We start from the raw sequence: 19,321 nt of genomic DNA on the forward strand, positions 1-19,321 counted from the left end.
TTAAATTAGCTTTTAATTCCATTTCATAAAAAGATCTTACTGTTTCTACAATTTCATATAGATTAAAAATAATATCCATTTGAAATGTATTTAAGTCTTTTTTTATTAATAATTCAAGGTCAAATCAGTGGCTACATAAAAACTAATTTTTCTTTTATTTTAATAATTAAAATTATATAGTACACCATAGGTATTGTCGAATAGCCAATATTTATAGCAAATCTCTAGCTATTTGTTTTTTAAATAATTCAGATATTACTACATATTCATTATTTATATATTAATCTCTCTTTTTAAAATTCAAAAAACCTGTACTTTTATACTTAATACAGGTTTTAGCTATAATTATTTATATGGTTTACCTAAATATTCATCTTGCCAATAATTATAGTAATCATTTGTCCATTTACTTCCATTATAGTATTTAACATCTCTAACACAAGCAATTACTTCTTTTATAGTTCCATAATTTGTATATAAGTTCCATACATTGTTATAGACTAATGTTTCATTTTCAAATTCTTCCTCACCTTTTAGTACTTACTCTTTATACTCTTTTTCATTATTTTAAATCTGTTCTTTAACCTATTCTACCAAATAAGAAAAGAGCCTTTGAAGCCACCATCCCAAATTCAAAAATGGTAAATCTTCAAAAGCCCATATTTACTAGTTTTCATCATGCTACTCCTTAAAAAATGCCTCTTTAAGTAACCTTAGCGCTTTTTCAAAATCCTCCTCTGAAACTCCTGAACAAGATAACAACAATGTTGGATATTTGCTTTTCTCTACAGAATCAAAGGCTTTTACTAAAACCCCAACCTCCTCAGCACGCCTTGCCAGTTCCTTAGATGAGAGATTACTTTTCACCTCAACTTGAATTAAAAATCCTCCAGAACCTGATATTGCTTTGGCTTTGTCTTTAAAAATCTTATTTACAGCAAGACAAAGCTGATTACTTTTAGCCATATAGAGTTTTCTTACCTTTTTTATCTGTTTCTCTAAGTGGCCATCTCGTATGAATTGACATAGAGCAATTTGTTCAGTTTTTGAAGCTGTCTGATTATAATCCTCTCCACACTTACTATAGGCATCCATTAATTCCATAGGCAATACCATGAAGCTAATTCTTAAAGAAGGTAGTAAGAGTCTTGAAAAAGTCCCCATGTACACCACTTTATGTCCTCCATCTAGCCCTTGTAGAGATGGAACAGGACGACTATAATATCTAAATTCACTATCATAATCATCCTCTATAATCAAGCAATCTTGAGCCTTAGCAAAGGATAACAACGAAAGTCTAGTCTGTATAGGCATAACATCTCCCCATGGTGTGCTATTGGAGGGAAATGTGTATATTATTTTTGCCTTTGCTTTCCCAAATTCAGATAGATCATTAGCCAACGGACCATATATAAATGTCTCAAAACCTCTATCTTGAAAAATTGATCTCCCTTGTTCAAATTCTCCTCCTGTAAAAAAAACTGGTGACCGTACCCCTGTTAAGGAGCACAAAATGTGTAACAAACTCTGTACTCCAGCACCAACAACAATTTGCTCTGGAGTACATATAACTCCTCTGCGTTCAGCTACATAACGTGTTATAGCTACTCTAAGATCATACTCTCCTTGAGCATCACCATAAGATAAAAGCCTGTCTCCACTTCGAAGTGCACTCTTAATATATCTGCTCCATAAATCAAAGTTAAAGCTTTTATGATCAACAGTGGAGCTTACGAAATCATATAATGGCTCTTCTTTTACTATTGACTTTGTATAGTTTAAAAGGGATGGAGTTTGTATATCCGTATAATTTAGGTCACTCACATAGAAGCCACTACCTGCTCTAGATGTAATATAACCTTCAGCGGCAAGTTGTAAGTATGCCGCTTCAACTGTTGTACGACTTATCATTCGCTCTGATGCACAGCGCCTTATAGATGGAAGTTTGCTACCCGATTTAAGGCTGCCTGACGAAATAAGTGATTTATAGTGATTATAAAGCTGAATATATAACGGCATTCCCAATAAATTCTCAGTATTAATAGTAGTTTTACTAATCTTACCCATATAAAAAAACCCCTCTCCCTAAACTGTCCTTGTTAAAATTCTAATATTTGTACATTTTAATAATGACAAATATTATGTATAGTATATCAAGGGATATAAATTATTCAAGTGAGGGGGGGAAAATTAATATTGGAAATTTTAAAAAGAGTTGCTGCAATACATGATTTATCAGGCTTTGGAAAATGCTCATTAACTATTGCCTTACCTGTAATTTCTGCTGCTGGAGTAGAGTGTACCTGTATGCCTACAGCAGTGCTATCAACTCATACTGGCGGATTCACTGGGTATACCTTTCGTGATTTAAGTTCAGATATGTATAACATGGCAAAACATTGGCATTCTTTAAATTTAAAATTTGATGCTATATATGCAGGTTATTTAGGAAATCCTCATCAAGCAGAGATACTAGAAGATATTGTAACATTAATTAAAAATGAAAAAACTATAGTTATAATTGATCCTGTAATGGCTGATAACGGAAAATACTATAGCAAATTAGATGACGAAATGTGTAAAGGTTTTAAAAAGCTTTGCAAAATTGCAGATGTTATAACACCTAATTTTACAGAAGCTGCTTTACTCCTAGGAGAAAAATATGTAAAACCGCCATATACCCATGAGTACGTGGAGAGTTTATTAAAGAAACTTTCTACCCTTGGCCCATCAAAAATTGTACTTACTGGAGTATCTTTTAATGATGATCAGATTGGTGCTGCTTGCTATGATTCAGTAAGTGGAGAAGTTCACTATTCTTTAACAACAAAGATACCAAACAGTTATCACGGTACTGGTGACCTTTTTACTAGTGCTCTTTCAGCTGCAGTAGTAAGAGGGATTAGTCTTCATGAGGCTATAAAAATTGCCGTTAATTTAGTTAAAAATTCAATTGAACGTACATATTTACAAGGAACTGCATCTAATTACGGAGTTAATTTTGAAGGAGTATTGTACTCCTTCATTGAAGAAATTCAGAAAAATTGTACTGATCGTACTGTATAAAATTAAATAGAAGCGAACAATACTAGGAAACAAGTGAGTGAGGAGGGTCGTTTACTTAGGTAAATAAGCACCATAGCCAACGCAGTTGACGACGTAGTGTGAAGCTTATATTGATTTTAGAAAAGTTAATATAAGCGAACAGAACAAGGAAGTGAAGGAACGAAGAGCAGAGTTTACTAAAGTAAATGAGCACTGGAGTGACTGAAACTGACGCAGTAATGTGAAGCTTATATTAATCTTAGGTCAAGCTACTTAAATTATTAATAATGGAGGGTAAATACATTGAATACAAAACAACATAAATTTTCTATACACACTATGGTTTTAATTGGACTTTTTTCTGCTCTTTGCTATGTAGCCTTACTTTTTAAAATACCAATACCATCTCCTGTTGGTAAACCATTTTTACACATGGGAAATATGTTCGTAATCTTAGCTGCACTACTTTTTTCAGGCACCATAGGAGGACTTTCTGGTTCTATTGGTATGGGTCTATTTGACCTAATGAATGGATATGTCTCTAGTGTTCCAAAAACTTTTTTACTAAAATTCGGTATAGGAGCAATTGTAGGAATAGTGGCCTCAAAAGGAGATAAAGAAGATGCAAAATCACCTATAAAATTGATATCCATTGCTTCAGTCATACTTATTTGCATAGGTATTACACTTTTTATTATTTCAATGGTCTTTGGTAATGAAATTACTGTAACTGGAATTGAGAAAAAACTAGTAGTAAACCCTGTGTTATATATATTTTCTCTTATCCTTGGCATAGGATTAGGCAGTGTATGTATCTCAGCTAAAAAACTATCTATTAAAGTTCAGTATGCAATTTTAGGTGCTGTAGCAGGCATAGCCTTTAATCTTGTAGGAGAATTTTTATTTGGAATCATAACACTTTTATTCGCCGGAAGTGGATTTACAGCAGCTCTATTAAGTTCAGCTGTAAGCTTACCTGCAACACTAATTAATGGTTCCTTTTCTATATTTGTAGCTGTAGTACTTTACATTCCACTTTCTAAATCTATAAAGAATTAATGTCATACCTTTAATGAACCTTAAATAGAAAATCTTTTAAAAGAATTTTACTTCACTGACATTTTATAAAGTATTATGAAGTAGTATATCTATTTCTAAAATCCAAATGTACTTCTTAGCTTTTACACAGTAAAGTATTTTAAATGATATATTTACTTTATTCAGAGCAAAATAAAGAAGATAGTTTTACAAACTATCTCTCTTCCTTTTCCTCTTTATCTTAACCTATTAACCTCTACCATTAAATAATCAAGGCTTTTTTTATTAATAGTTTAAATCAGTAATTACATAAAGGTTTACTTTTCCTTTATTCCAATGATTATACATATTCATTGTTTATATATTAATATCTCTTTTTAAAATCTAAAAACCTGTACTTTTATATTTAGTACAGGTTTTAGTTATAATTATTTATATGGTTTACCTAAATGTTCATCTTGCCAATAATTATAGTAATCATTTGTCCATTTGCTTCCGTCATAGTATTCAACATCTCTAACACAAGCAATTACTTCTTTTACAGTTCCATAATTTGTATATAAGTTCCATGATCTATTATAACCAAATCTTTCACCTGCTTGTATATTTGCTGACTCAGATTTACCTTTAAATAATTGATTTTCTCCAGCAAGTATTCCTGACTTAAGAGGATATCCATTACCATCATACATAAGGATACCTACTGTAAAATTCTTAACAACTTTATTTGTATTATTTTTCACTATAACTTGAGCTTCATCGTGAATATTAAAATAGTCTGAAACTACACTGCTACTAATTATAACTAATTCTTGCACTCCTTTTAATTCTTCAATTTTTTGTTTCCTTTCAGCTTCTAATTTTTCTTGTTGTAATTTTTTATATGTTTCATTTTTTGCGGTTAAATCCACATCATCTGAAAAAACTGATATTGCTTCAGACAATGTTGTTATTGCTTTATTATAGTCTTTTTTATTTGCAAATTCTTCAGCACTTTTTAATATTTGATCTTTATACTTTTTTTCATTATTTTTAATCTGTTCTTTAGCCTTTTCATAGTTCTTATCATCAGATATTACATTTTTATATTCTTCTATAGCATTTTTTAAATCATTGTTTTTAAAAAACTCCTCTGCTTTTTTAAATGCAATTCTTGAATTATTAAGATTATTAACTTTAATGATTGAATTAGTAGCATCGGTTGGCACTAAGCGTGTATTTTTTATTGTCTCAAGCCTACTTTTGGCTTTATCATAATCTATTTTTTCATCCACAAATGATTTTTCAATTTCAGCAATTTCACCCTTTAAAAATGAAATTGCTTTCTCTTCTTTGTCTGAATCTCCTTTAATTTTATTATGATAGAGTTTAACCGCTTCTGTCTGTTTATTATTTATAATTTCACTTTTAAATTTTGATACAGGATTATTAAAATAAATAATTCCAGATACTGCACAGATTATTATTATTAAAACTGTGCACAACATAATAAGATTTTTTTTGTTATTAAGCAATTTTATTTTGTCCTTAATTAATCTTTTGCTTTGTTTTTCATTATTTGATGATAACTTTGTACCACATTTGTTACAAAACAAACTATCCTTTTGATTTTCAGCTCTACATTTTGTGCATATCATTCCCAATCTCCCCTTTTATTAACATACAATTAAATTATAGTATATTTATGTATAAATTCAATAATTTTGTTAAATTATTGTAACATTTCTTCTCTATGTACCTTAAATAGTTACACTACTCCATAAAAACTATCATAAGTATCATAATAATTTCAGTTAGTATAATAATTTTTAAAATTAATTATTATATAGAGTATTATTTAAGTTAAATATAAAAATATTAGTATATAAACAATTTAAAAAGTTTGTTTTATATTTGACATTAAAGTTACTTTAAGGATTAGAACGTTGATAATTAAAAATTGATATTTAAATAATAGATTAACTAGGAGTGATAAGTTGATGACATCTATGATTTATATAAAATTGGAATTGATGAGTTTAATAATGGAAACTTTTTAGATGGTGCCCCATTTCCAACAAGAAAAGTTAAGTTTTTACCTGCTTTAAGCTATTGTAATTTTTTGATAACTAATGGTTTAGTACTTGCACAAAAATATTATAAAGAAGGAATGTCTTTAGATATAAAGAAGAAGGATGAAGAAGCTTTTAACATACTTCAGAATATTTTTCCGGATAGAAAAGTGATTGCAATAAATACATTACCATTAAATTTATATGGAGGTGGAATTCATTGTAATACTAGAAACATACCAAAGGTAAGTAAAGTTTAGTTATGATTGCATAATTAAAAGGACTTTTATTATAAGTTAAAAGTCCTTTTGTTAATTAAATTTAATCTAATAATTCAATCCAAGTTTTAAAATAGTCATATTGTTTATTATCATAAGCAGATAGTAAATATCTACAAATTACAGTTCCAGTTGAATAGCCTTGATTTTTAATAAATGATAAGTGTTCATCTAAATCATTATCTAACCAATCATTAAATGCAGACCTAACTATACATAGAGCAAATTTATTTCTAGTTGCATTTTTATCCCAAAGTATCTCAGAATTATAAAAATCATAGGGTACAGAAATGCAATTACATAGAAATTCATTTTTATGTTTATCAAAAAAAATTGTGTAATGATATTGATCTTCTAAATATAGTTTTAGCTTATCTTCCTCCGTAAAATTAAAAGAGACTATCTTATCCACATCCGGGAAATTAAGTTTATATTCATTATTCTTAATTTCAAGCAATTCATCAATTTTTCTTCTTCTTGATTTTAATTTTTCATTTATATTAATTAGTTTATCTATCTCTTCTTCAAGATCCACTTGTGTTTCATTAAGCATTGAATCTATCATAGAAAGATTTAACTTACTTAAGTCTTTTAACTTTTTTATTGGTACATTAAGGCTTCTATAAAATATTATATCAGATATTTGAAGCATTTCTGGAAAGGCATATTGGCGGTAGCCATTTTCAGTATTTTTATCAACATGAATTAAATTTTCTTGTTGCCAATAACGTAATGTTGGGGCAGGAACATGAAAGATTTTTGAAATTTCACTAATAGTAAAAAAATTTTTCATAGAATACCTCCATGGTTTTATAAAGATTAACATTAAAATTAAAGTATATAAATGTCTATAATATTAATCTAATATAAGCTTTTTATAATTATAGCAAAAATACTCTTTGCATTAAAGTTACTTTAACTCTTGAGATAATAAGTATTCTCTTTCTTTAAAATATATCTTAAAAAAGTATGATATTTTTTATTGATGATTCTACTACCACATCTGCTTTAATTATACTTTCTATTAACTTTGATGCTTTCTTCTCTGATTCTCCAATTATTAATATCTTATATTGATTACTCTGTATTCTTTAAAATTTTAATTCTTATAAAATAATATAGCCTTACTTAAATATAATTATGAACCGACCCTTAAACAAAATACTTTTCTATTACCTTCTAATTAGTTATCATTGCAGCTTAACTCTAATACAAGAAACATTTTACATTTAAATTATTTAATATGTTGTTCAAATATTATCAATTTATTACATTTTCCTCTCCATATTAATGTTGTGGAGTAATTATACAAATATAAATTTTTGTGAATATTTTATAAAATTATAATTTTTCAAATAATATTATTGTTTTATATAAATAGTTCATGCTATAATTTACATAACATGAATTATTTATGCAATATATGTAATTTTAAGGATTTTAGGGTTAAAATACCATGAAAGTATATTGATATTATTTAATCAATAAGATAAGAAAGTTTATGAGGCAATATTTTAATTTTTTTCGTATTAACAAGCATAAAGGGTACTCTACTAAAGCATAAAATATATTGAGCTTCTCTGAAGATTATAAATATACATTATTTATAAGAAGTTAATATATTAGACGTTTATAAAAAATCCGCACATGCTATTGACTAAGAAATTTTATTGTAAAATTTAGAAAATAAATATCTTAAATTTTTTCTAAAAAAATCCAATGATATTTTTTCAAAATCTGTAGCAATAAATTCTTCTACAATAGTATTAACAATTATTTAAATATCAATCATTATAAAAAGTAATGATAATTCTACGTTTTTTAATTTGAATCCATATCATTTCCTGGTAAATATTATAAGTTATAGTAACCCTTACAATAAAAATCCTCTAAATCTTTACTTTAGTTATTGTATTAGTATTCATGTTAAAGTGAATTTATCAGTTTAACTATCACAATAGTTTAAATTGATAAACTCAATTGACATCATATACAAGAGGGGGATAAATATTATGAGGCTAAAAAAACATTTTAAAACACAAAAATTATTAGTATGCTTATTTCTTAGTTTATGTGTTATTTCCTATCCATTTGTTACCTTTGGTAAAACACTTACAGTTAAATCACCGGTTACAACAAATAATTCAAGTGATATCGATTCTGGTATAGCAAACTTAAATTATGACCGAAATGCAATTCTAGCAGTAAATGGTGATAATATAGAAAGCTTTGTTCCAAAAGAAGGTTTTGAATCAAAAGGAAAATTTATAGTAGTTGAACGTAATAAAAAATCACTTACAACATCACCAGTAGATATTTCAATTATTGATTCTGTAACTGATCGCACATTCCCAGGGGCATTACAACTTGCAAATGATGCTTTTGTTGAAAATCGACCTAATATATTAATGTGCAAAAGAAAACCTTTAAATATCTCTATAGATTTACCAGGTATGAAAAATGGAAACACAATAAAAGTAGAAAATCCAACATATGGTAATGTATCTGGAGCAATAGATGAATTAGTATCTAATTGGAATGAAAAATATTCAACAACACATACTTTACCTGCAAGAACACAGTATTCAGAATCTATGGTTTATAGTAAAAATCAAATATCAAGTACTCTTAATGTTAATTCTAAAGTTCTTGATAATTCACTTGGAATAGACTTTAACGCCATATCAAATGGAGATAAAAAAGTAATGGTTGCTGCATATAAGCAAATATTCTATACTGTAAGTGCAGAATTACCTAATAATCCATCAGATCTTTTCGATGATAGTGTTACTTTTCAAGAATTAACTCGTAAAGGAGTAAGTAATGAGGCACCACCTGTTATGGTGTCCAATGTAGCTTACGGTAGAACAATTTATGTAAAATTAGAAACATCATCTAAAAGTAAAGATGTACAATCCGCATTTAAAGCATTACTTAAGAATACAAACGTAGAGGCTAGTGGACAATACAAAGATATTTTTGAAGATAGTTCATTTACTGTTGTAGTATTAGGCGGAGATTCAAAGGAACACAACAAGATTATCACAAAAGATTTTGATGAAATCCGAAATATAATTAAGGAAAATGCGGAATTTAGTCCTAAAAATCCAGCATATCCAATTTCATATACAAGTGTTTTCTTAAAAGACAATTCAGTTGCTGCTGTTCATAATAAAACAGATTATATTGAAACTACATCTACAGAATATTCTAAGGGTAAAATAATTCTTGATCATAGTGGTGCATATGTTGCTCAATTTGAAGTATCATGGGATGAGTTTTCATATGATGAGAACGGAAAAGAAGTACTAACCCATAAAACATGGGACGGAAACTATCAAGACAAAACTGCTCATTACTCTACGGTAATACCACTTCCACCTAACTCAAAAAATATAAGAATTTTGGCAAGAGAGTGTACAGGCCTTGCATGGGAATGGTGGAGAACAATTATTAATGAATATAATGTTCCATTAACAAATGAAATTAAAGTTTCAATTTGGGGAACTACATTATATCCATATACTAGTATTAGTCATTAATAAATAAAAATTTTAATACCATAGTAATCTTTTTATAAAAAAGTTACTATGGTATCTTTTTATTTAACTATTTCATTGTCGTTGTATATATTGGTTATATGCTTAAATTTCTTTATAAAAAATAATTAGGTTATTTCTTTTATTCATTTAAAAGAGATTTATCTGGAGTTACAAGAATCTTTACATGTTTTTTCTTTTCAGGCCCTGTTAGAGCTCCAAAACCTTCTTCTACTATATCATCCAGAGCTATCTTCTTCGTTATATATCCTTCTGCTTTAATTCTTCCATCGTTCATTTGTGCAATTGTTGCTGGGAATTCATGTCTATAAGCTAAGGTACCCACTATTTTCTTTTCAGAAAACACTAAGGCATTAGGATTAAAACTTACATCCTCTTCCCAAATACTTGTCACTACAAGAGTTCCTTCATACTTTAAGCTATTTAATCCTACATCAAAGCCTATCTTTGCTCCTGTAGTTTCAAATGCTGCATCTACACCTATTCCATTAGTAAGTTTTTTAACTTCCTCGGCTATATCAACTTCATTTGGATCAAGTACTACATCTGCACCTGCTCTCTTTGCATATTCTTGTCTAATTGATTTTCTTTGTAATACTACCACTAATTTTGCTCCTGCTGCTTTTAAGCACTCAATGGTTGCAAGCCCTATTGGTCCTGAACCAAGTACAATAGCAGTATCTCCTGTTTTAAAATTAGAAATTCTAATAGAATGAAGCGCTACAGCCATTGGTTCTATTAATGCTGCCTGTTCATAAGACATACCATCTGGTATTTTATGTATAAATTCTTCTGGAAATACAGTATATTCTGCAAGTCCTCCACCGCTGCCACAAAGTCCATGGAATCCTAGTGAAGAACAGAGATTATATTTACTTTCTTTACAAGCTGAACATTCTCCACAAGCTACTATAGGTTCTACAGTAACTCTATCTCCAGCTTTAAACTTAGTTACACCTTCTCCAACTTCTACAACCTCTCCTGAAAATTCATGACCTAGAACTACTGGTGCCACATTACCGCTTAAAGGATGTGGTTGTCCAACTGGTATAAAAATAGGTCCTCCTAAATATTCATGTAAATCTGAACCACATATTCCACACCATTTAACTTTAACTTTTACATTTCCTTTAGTAACCTTTGGTTCCTCTATTTCTTCAACCCTAATATCTTTTTTATTGTACCATAACGCTGCCTTCATAATAAAATACCTCCTAAAGATAATCATCATATATTGTTAATTTTCTCACATACCTATGAAGCAATTATTATACCAAGACATCGAATTGTGATACTTTTTTAGATATTATTTAATTTCTCTTACTTACTTTGTTATACACAGCTATATCAAGCCATTTTCCTATGATTCAAATCTCTATAATTAAAATTCAATTTAATATGAAAAATAATTATTAAAATAAATAATCTCAAAATGATACATATTTTACTGTTTCATTTTGAGATTATCTTTATTTTATTCTCATTTTGATACATATACAATGCTATTTATTGATAGTTAAAAAACAAACAAAGCTACACATTTTTTATATTATATTTCTTTATCTTTCTATAAATAGTAGCCCTACTTATTCCTAACATTTCCGCAGATTTTACTATATTACCTTCACAAAGATTAATAGCTTTTATTATACTTTCTTTTTCTAAAACATCTATTGGAAGTATCTTATCTAAATCCTTTGATTCTTCATTATTAAAACTACTTTCTATTATGGAATCATTTTCTGAATACTGCATATAGATCATATCATTTTCACTAGAATAATAATCCCTCTCTATTACATTCCTAAGTTCTCTTATATTACCAGGCCAATCATGCTTTTTTAATTGATTTATATAATCTTTTTTTATAAGCTTACATTTATCCATATTTTTTATATTAAGATTATTAACAAAATATTTTGCTAGTATTTCTATATCTTCTTTTCTATCTTTTAAAGGAATCGTTTTTATGTTCATTACATTTAACCTATAATATAAATCTTCTCTAAAGGTTTTTCTATTTATTTCTTCTATTAATTCTTTATTAGTTGCTCCTATTATTCTCACATCTAATTTCTTTTCATAATTTCCACCAACTCTAACAATGGTATTGTTGTCTAAAACTCTCAATAACTTAGATTGCATATCTAGTGGAAGTTCTCCTAATTCATCTAAGAAAATAGTTCCCCCATCAGCTAATTCAAACTTTCCTGGATGCCCTTCTTTAGCAGCTCCAGTAAAAGCACCTCTATCATATCCAAAAAATTCACTTTCCATTAATTCTCTAGGAATTGAAGCACAATTTACAGCTACAAAAGGACCATTACTTCTTTCACTGTAATTATGTATAGCTTGAGCTATCAACTCTTTTCCAGTACCGCTAGCCCCTTCTATTAATATATTACAATCACTTTTTGAAGCTTTCTTTGCAAAATTTATTAAGTTTATCATTTTCTCGTTACTAGTTACAATATCTTTAAATGTATAAGTTGCATTATAACCTACTACTTTATTTACAAACTTATGTACAAATTTACTTTCCCTAAAAGTTATAACTACTCCCATAAACTTGTTATTAACACTCATTGGCACCACATTCAATATACATTTTATTCTTCTATTTTTAATATGAAAATCACATTCTATATTATTATAGGACTCCTCATGGTTTTCTATAATGTAATTAAAATTTAAATTTCCTAAGGCTTTTTTTATATTTATTTTAAAGATTTCATTTCTACCTATACCTAAGATATTTTCCGCTCTATGATTTACTTTCTTAATATTAAAATTTTCATCTATAACTATCATACCTTCTACAATAGAATCAAAAGTTATATTTAATAAATTATAGGATAATATAAGTTCTAATTGTTTCTTTATAGATTCAGCTGCTGCAATAACTATTCCTAAAGTATGCAGATGAGCATCTTTACATATACCAGACATATTAATACATCCTAATATTTCCCCATCACTATCATGAATAGGTGCTGAAGAGCATGTCCAAGAATGTTGCTCTATTCCATAATGTTCAGCACCTATAGTTTGTATAGGTTTATTTAAATACAAACAGGTTCCTATAGCATTAGTTCCTACTACTTTTTCTGACCATAATGCTCCCTTTTCAAATCTTAATTCCTCAGCTTTCTCTAAAATATTCTCATCACCAATAACATCTAATATATATCCATCTTTATCTGAAAGAAATAGTGCAAAACCTGAACCTGATATTGTGTTATACAAATTCTCCATTATAGAATATGCCACTGAAACTAATTCCACATTCTCTCTTATTTTAATTTCTACAGGAACTTTATATTCTTCAATACCTCTTCCATCCATATAGTCTACATTATATTCTTTGCACCTTATCCATGAATCTCTTATATCCTTTTTAATTTCTTTATTAACCTTATTATGTTTTACAAATTCATTCCAAGCTTTTTCAACAAATTTCATATAATCATTCATATTACCACCCCTTCCCCCTATGTAAATAGACTATCTTAAAATTGATATATATGTAAAAATAGTTGATATTTTTTAGTATTATGATTAGAACTACTGAATTCACAATGCACAGTTCATAATTCACAATTATGGGTATTTCTCAGCAAAAGCTGAGAAATTTAAAATTATTTATTTTTGAAGTGATGTAGTCACTTTTGTGCAGTAAAATTTATTCTTATTGCTTATCTCCATTATTTTAGTTAAATAAATAGATTTGTTCCAAAACATACTGCACCTCAGGGGAACCCTAAAGGGTTTCACTACTGTTCCCCAGAGGTGGAAGAACTAACAATGTATTGCTAATAAAAAATAGTTTAAGAAATTAATTTATAAAGAATTAATTTCAATCACAATTATGAATTAAAGTCCCCAACATGTAGTTATATTAGCTGTAATCTTGAATATTTCAATTAACACCCTAATTTTAACAAACTATTCAATGTTAATAAATAGAGATAGCTTCAAAATAGATTTTATAAGTCTTATTATCCTTTAGTTTAGGGCATGTGAAAAAAATAATGAATCAAAGATATTAGTATGTTTTTTATCATACAAGGAGTTAGGTTCTGCTCATAGTGGCGCTATGTGCAGGTTCTGACGACGCGATGTGATGGAAAATAGGCTAATATACTGGTCTATTATTTTTTTGAAGATGCCTAAAAGAAGTTTATAAAGAGGGTGCTAATTTTGCACCCTCTAAATCATTTAAATTTATTAAATTTTTTAATATATTAATTATTAAAATTATTCCACTATATCTTTAGCCATAACTACTTTGTATTCTTTTAAATCTGTATATATTTCATCTTTAAACGGATTTCTCTTATATTTTATTATCCTTCCAAAATGATATATAAATACTGCAATATTAGCTGCAAGAGCTAATCCACTAACTACCCATAATGCAGCCTCATTATGCGATGAATACACAGCAAATTTAGAGGTATCTGCAAATGTTGGAAAGGTTAAAGAAAACATTGTCCAAAGTGCTAAGGTTTGAGCACGATGTTGTAACCAAGCACCTTTCTTTATAAAGAATGCTGGAATTGTGCATGATAATAATAATATTGCACCTGCATAAAAGGAATGATCAGCAATACAGTTATAAACATAAGCAAAATTCCAAAGATCATAGGCAATTATCCAAAACCAAAGTTGATCTGGCCAAATCATATCTTTACTCTTATCCTTTGATACATAAATTCCAATCCAGCCTGAAATAGTAATAATATTTAAAATACCTGCTATTCCATTCATTATATTCCAAGGTCCACCAGAGATAAATATATTATCTACAATACCATTAAAATTATAACATTGAAATTCACGAAAAACTGCTTCTAAAATATTAATTGAAAGGATAAGTGGTGGAAATGCCAACATCCATTTCTTAGCATCTAAATTTTTAATATATCTTAGTGCCATAAAACCAAGTACTCCTGCTAATGCAGAATAGGTTTTCACCCATGGGAACCAATAACCTACCGTTGTTCCTTTACCTGCTGTTTTAGGCCACACAGCAATAGTCATTACAATAGGTAATACAAAATACATTAATATAGCAAGCCATTTACTTCTTCTTGTTATTTCATTAATAAATATTAGACCTGCTAATACTACAAGTCCTACTAATGCAGAATACCATGGTATATTTTCGAATAAAAACATATTCTCTCCCTCACAATTCTTAAAATTTAAAATCCTAAAACTGTATTTCTACATTATCCATAGTATATAATTTACAATAATATCTACAATATGCTTCTCTATTAATATTGCTTCATATGTTTTTTGTCATACCTCAATTAAATATTAACACATATCCAACAAATTTTAAACAATTTATGAAAATTTTTACATTTCATATACCCTTTTAAATTCAGATATAATTCATAGTTATCTAATGCCGAACCTTAGGTAAAATTTCTGGTTTTTTAGGTGATATAAAAGAACATTGTCACACTGAAATCATGAATAAATATATCTTAGATTTTTTAATGAACATTTAAAATGTACAAAAAATTCAAATTCTCTTCTCAAAGGTTCTTCCTCAAAATATCCTGAGGTTACTATAGATATAAAATAATTTTTATTTTTAATGAATTTCTAAGTAATCTCCAAAAAATTAATTGAAACTTCTCTATAAGTGAGAAGTTTCAATATAAGAATTCTAAATATATAATATAACTTTTTAAAATTTATATAATACTTCCTTTATTTTAAGTTTATTTAATCTTACTAAGTTCATCTAAAAAAGCTGGCCTTCTTCTATATAAAGCACTTAACTCATTTAATACTCTTTTTTGACTTTCTTTACCAGCTATCTTTTCATATTTCCTAAGTATTCTGCATACTCCTTTATAATGGATTCTACATGATGAAGATTCTGCTTCTGATTTTATATAATTTTTATAAATTTCTACAACCTCATCCTCAAATTTATCTACCAGTATATCTGCATACTCTTCTATATTTTCTGGATTTTCTCTTACAAATTCCATTATCTCATCCAAATCATTTTCCTCTATTATAAGTTTTAGGTATATGCCTCTCCCCTTCCAACTATTATAATTTTTCAGCTCTTGTTTTAATTTATTGTAGAATACTTCTTTATCTCTTGTAACTAGTGCCTTTAGTTCTTTGTAATACTCAAAGTTTCCATCAAATAAAAGATCTTTTGCTAATTTTTCTTGTTCTTCTTTAAGTAAAAGTTCTTTATAAGCTATATATCTTATTTTTTTCCATTTTGATACTAAACCTGCATATTGTTCATCTTGTTTTTCTCCTTCTAAAGCCAATTCTATAACTTTATGGTAGTTTTTTTCTTCAATGTACTTATTTATCAGCATCTCTCTAAAGTATGTAAATTTAAGATTATCTTCTATAAATTCTTCTGCTTCTTCTTTAGTACCATATTCATTTATCATATAAAATAATATTTTGAGAATACTCTCATTTGTATACTCTACATAATAATCACCAGAATTTTCATTGATTATACATTCCAACTTTTCCCTTAATTTATTTCTAAATTCTTCAACATTAATAAATTCAGCACATATTCTAAGCATATCAATTTTATAATCTTCCCATCCATCAAAAACCTTGCTATCGCTTTTATTTAATAATTTATTAAATATTTCTTTCTTTTGATTTATATCTAAATTTTTACTGTTAGCTATAGTTTCTCCTATCAAATATATTGTTTCTGATACAAAATTTCCTATGCCTCCATCTGAATCATCTGTATATTGAAAAGCTTCCATACCTTCATCTAAAACTAAAAAGGCAATATCTAATGCTAATAGTATATTATCTGTATTCTTTACCTTTTCTAATAGTTCTTCCATCTCTCTTATAAAATTATCAACTTCTCTATAAGTAATAAAGCTTTCTCTGCCTCTATATTTTCTTACTATAGAATCTATAAATTTCTTGCATTTTTCTATTTCTTGTCTCTCATCCACTTTTGAATATCTAAAAATTATACTATTTTTTAGTGTATTATCTTTTTTAGTTATATCTACTATGATATTAATTAACTCTTCTTTTGAAAGATTATCTAGTACTTTTTCTATTTCAGGTTGCTTTATCACTTCTTTTTTCATTCCTTCACAATTATCTTCACTATTTAAAATATCAAATAGTTCAAAATAAGCTGCCACTTGGTGCTTACATATTTACCAAAATCATAAGGACAATCACAATCTGAATATAGTATTTCTCCATTGTTATTTATCTTTACTACAACCTCGTAATCTTCACTTCCTTGAACTTGAAAAATATATTCGTTCTCTCCTTTATTATATGTTTCAGTTATATTCCCTTCGCTGTAATAGACATATCCTCTATCTAAAATTGTTTTGTTAATATGATTTTCAAAATTATTTATGTTCATCCAATATTCCTCACTATCTCTTCCTAAAATGTCAAATCATCAATATCATTATTTAATTTACTGTTTTCCACTAATCCATCTTTAATAGCTTCTTCCCACGTTATACAAAAATTAGTTCCATTAAAAGTGTATCAAACAATATAGTAAAAATATTCATTACTTTCTTGATAATCTATATCATAGCTCCCTGTATTCATTAACTTTTTCTTCTTTTTTATTTTTTAATATCTCCTTTAAATGTATACTATAGATTACATTCTGCTTTTTCCTAATATTACTTACAGTATCATCAGAAGTTCTATTGTTTTTTTATTAATTGTCTAATATTTTCTTAAAAACACATAATCTGCGATCACTCAAATTTTATAAGAATAATTATATTCTTATTACAGAGTTTACGCAGATTATTTTCACTTTTAAGTATTTTATTAAATTATTTTGTATTTGCACTGATATACTCAATATTAGGTGTTCCATTTTTCCCATCATAACTAAAAATATATTCACTAGTTAAATTTTCTGAAGTAATCTCAACCTTATATTGTGGTATTCCTTCTGGACGAATGAGTTTAGTACTTAATACAAAATTTTCTGGAGTTTTTTCACATTCATATATCTTTTTATTAGGAGCAAGGCTATTATCTGTAAATTCAAGAGACCATATTGAAATGGTCGAATTAGTATTTTTCGGAATAAGTAATATCTGCTCATTTGCCTCATCTAACTTAAGATTCTCACTAATGGTAACTGACTTTAATTGATCACTGCTAGGATTATTAACAATTAATAACATCACATCTTCTGGTATATCTTTTCCAAAGGTTTCAAAAGGTGATGATGAATTAGATGTGTTAGATTTTGAGTCAATTTCTCTATTATTTTTACAGCCTACTAATATAATGCTGCTAAAAATGGTAGACACTATGAGGACTATGATAAATAATTTTTCCATTTATAAATCACCTTAAATACCTCCATTAATGAATTTAGAAATTATGAAAATTTATTATTTCTTAATTGTTTCATATAAAATAATTGTTTCGCACTTTAAACTCTTTATTCTTTACTCTTCTAAAATATAAGATTTCTATATTATCTAGACGGAACATTATCCTTCATTATATAAATTTATTTACAGCTGCAACAAACTCTTCAAAATCCCCTAAGTGATTTTCTATAACTTTTTCTAGAACTTCTAAATTTAATTTCTGATAATTATGAACAGCAATATTTCTAAATCCTATCATACCTTTAATTTTATTTAATAAGATATCATTGATAATTCCATTAACATTTAAAACCTCAAAAGCGTCTCTGCTATTTTGAGGAATACCCAATTTTTTCTTAGATACTATATGCATGGATATATCAATGCATGCTTCTACAACTCTTTGAATATTTAGTATTATTGAGTCTTGTTTTGTATAGTCTTTTAAATTTTCTGGATTATTATCATATACTTCTTTAATTCTTATTAGACATCTTTCAATTATACTAATTTTATTATATAGCACATCATTAACCATAAATTTTCCCATCCTTCTTTATAGCATCTAATACTACTTGTCTTTCCTCATTAAGCTTTGCATAATCCTTAAAAGCTCTAATTTCATATTCAATTCTTTTATTTTCTTCTATTGAATAAATTATTTCTCTAGTCCCAACTATTTGAGCACTAAAAACCGTACTTATATCTTTTAAATTAATTAGTTGAACATCTCTTTTTACAATAAAGCTAAGTTCATTAGCCAATGTAAATAGTTCATATTCATCAATCTTACCATCTACATGTACTGCTACATCTATATCACTATCTTCTCTTCCTTCACCTCTAGCAAAAGAGCCAAATAAATAAATAAAATTAGGCTGTAATTTTTCAACTAAAAACTCTACAATTTTATTCACATCTTCATTTTTTAAAAACATAAAAATTCACCT

Annotated in this window: 15 protein-coding genes and 1 pseudogene; 4 read left to right on the plus strand and 12 right to left on the minus strand. The window is 27.7% G+C overall.

What is annotated here, in order from left to right; genetic code table 11:
* Positions 1–345: 345 nt before the first annotated feature.
* Together ACWPW7_RS19295 and pdxR are read right to left on the minus strand one after the other, a co-directional pair.
* Positions 346–504 (minus strand): annotated as a pseudogene (locus ACWPW7_RS19295) (DUF5780 domain-containing protein); the annotation flags it as partial.
* A 177-nt stretch (positions 505–681) separates the two neighbouring features.
* Positions 682–2,067: a MocR-like pyridoxine biosynthesis transcription factor PdxR gene (pdxR, locus tag ACWPW7_RS19300; protein WP_454054839.1), complete on the minus strand. Its 1,386-nt coding sequence runs from the start codon at positions 2,065–2,067 to the stop codon at positions 682–684.
* 129 nt (positions 2,068–2,196) lie between these two features.
* Here pdxR and ACWPW7_RS19305 point away from each other — a divergent pair, with 129 nt between their 5' ends.
* Together ACWPW7_RS19305 and ACWPW7_RS19310 are read left to right on the plus strand one after the other, a co-directional pair.
* Positions 2,197–3,066, plus strand: a complete 870-nt coding sequence (locus tag ACWPW7_RS19305) for a pyridoxamine kinase (protein WP_454054840.1) — start codon at positions 2,197–2,199, stop codon at positions 3,064–3,066.
* Between the two features lie 282 nt (positions 3,067–3,348).
* Complete coding sequence (locus ACWPW7_RS19310) at positions 3,349–4,104, plus strand: ECF transporter S component (protein ID WP_454054841.1); 756 nt, start codon at positions 3,349–3,351, stop codon at positions 4,102–4,104.
* A 407-nt stretch (positions 4,105–4,511) separates the two neighbouring features.
* On the opposite strand, the gene ACWPW7_RS19315 is transcribed toward ACWPW7_RS19310, so the two are convergent.
* Positions 4,512–5,720, minus strand: a complete 1,209-nt coding sequence (locus ACWPW7_RS19315; RefSeq protein ID WP_454054842.1) for a DUF5780 domain-containing protein — start codon at positions 5,718–5,720, stop codon at positions 4,512–4,514.
* 371 nt (positions 5,721–6,091) lie between these two features.
* Between ACWPW7_RS19315 and ACWPW7_RS19320 the strand changes: the two genes are divergently transcribed.
* Positions 6,092–6,394, plus strand: coding sequence for an agmatine deiminase family protein (locus ACWPW7_RS19320; protein ID WP_454055543.1), 303 nt, complete (start codon positions 6,092–6,094; stop codon positions 6,392–6,394).
* A 61-nt stretch (positions 6,395–6,455) separates the two neighbouring features.
* Here the strand turns inward: ACWPW7_RS19320 and ACWPW7_RS19325 are convergent, their stop codons facing one another.
* On the minus strand, positions 6,456–7,205 hold the full coding sequence (locus ACWPW7_RS19325) for a MerR family DNA-binding transcriptional regulator (RefSeq protein ID WP_454054843.1): 750 nt from the start codon (positions 7,203–7,205) through the stop codon (positions 6,456–6,458).
* A 1,219-nt stretch (positions 7,206–8,424) separates the two neighbouring features.
* On the opposite strand from ACWPW7_RS19325, the gene ACWPW7_RS19330 reads away from it, so the two are divergent.
* Complete coding sequence (locus tag ACWPW7_RS19330) at positions 8,425–9,954, plus strand: thiol-activated cytolysin family protein (protein ID WP_454054844.1); 1,530 nt, start codon at positions 8,425–8,427, stop codon at positions 9,952–9,954.
* Between the two features lie 139 nt (positions 9,955–10,093).
* Here the strand turns inward: ACWPW7_RS19330 and ACWPW7_RS19335 are convergent, their stop codons facing one another.
* The 8 genes from ACWPW7_RS19335 to mntA all read right to left on the minus strand — a co-directional run bounded on the left by ACWPW7_RS19335 (position 10,094) and on the right by mntA (position 19,309).
* Positions 10,094–11,173, minus strand: coding sequence for a 2,3-butanediol dehydrogenase (locus tag ACWPW7_RS19335; RefSeq protein ID WP_454054845.1), 1,080 nt, complete (start codon positions 11,171–11,173; stop codon positions 10,094–10,096).
* Positions 11,174–11,505: 332 nt separating this feature from the next.
* Positions 11,506–13,446, minus strand: coding sequence for a sigma-54-dependent Fis family transcriptional regulator (locus ACWPW7_RS19340; protein ID WP_454054846.1), 1,941 nt, complete (start codon positions 13,444–13,446; stop codon positions 11,506–11,508).
* Positions 13,447–14,229: 783 nt separating this feature from the next.
* Positions 14,230–15,153, minus strand: coding sequence for a DUF5692 family protein (locus ACWPW7_RS19345; RefSeq protein WP_454054847.1), 924 nt, complete (start codon positions 15,151–15,153; stop codon positions 14,230–14,232).
* A 557-nt stretch (positions 15,154–15,710) separates the two neighbouring features.
* Positions 15,711–17,150, minus strand: a complete 1,440-nt coding sequence (locus ACWPW7_RS19350; protein WP_454054848.1) for an SWIM zinc finger family protein — start codon at positions 17,148–17,150, stop codon at positions 15,711–15,713.
* The gene (locus ACWPW7_RS19355) at positions 17,117–17,383 is read right to left on the minus strand and encodes an SWIM zinc finger family protein (RefSeq protein WP_454054849.1); all 267 of its coding nucleotides are present in this window, start codon (positions 17,381–17,383) and stop codon (positions 17,117–17,119) included. Before ACWPW7_RS19355 ends, ACWPW7_RS19350 begins: the two co-directional genes overlap by 34 nt.
* Positions 17,384–17,816: 433 nt before the next feature.
* On the minus strand, positions 17,817–18,335 hold the full coding sequence (locus ACWPW7_RS19360; RefSeq protein WP_454054850.1) for a hypothetical protein: 519 nt from the start codon (positions 18,333–18,335) through the stop codon (positions 17,817–17,819).
* Between the two features lie 166 nt (positions 18,336–18,501).
* The gene (gene hepT / locus ACWPW7_RS19365; RefSeq protein ID WP_454054851.1) at positions 18,502–18,909 is read right to left on the minus strand and encodes a type VII toxin-antitoxin system HepT family RNase toxin; all 408 of its coding nucleotides are present in this window, start codon (positions 18,907–18,909) and stop codon (positions 18,502–18,504) included.
* Complete coding sequence (mntA, locus tag ACWPW7_RS19370; protein WP_454054852.1) at positions 18,902–19,309, minus strand: type VII toxin-antitoxin system MntA family adenylyltransferase antitoxin; 408 nt, start codon at positions 19,307–19,309, stop codon at positions 18,902–18,904. Before mntA ends, hepT begins: the two co-directional genes overlap by 8 nt.
* Positions 19,310–19,321 lie beyond the last annotated feature (12 nt).

The sequence above is a fragment of the Clostridium sp. Marseille-Q7071 genome, from assembly GCF_965112025.1.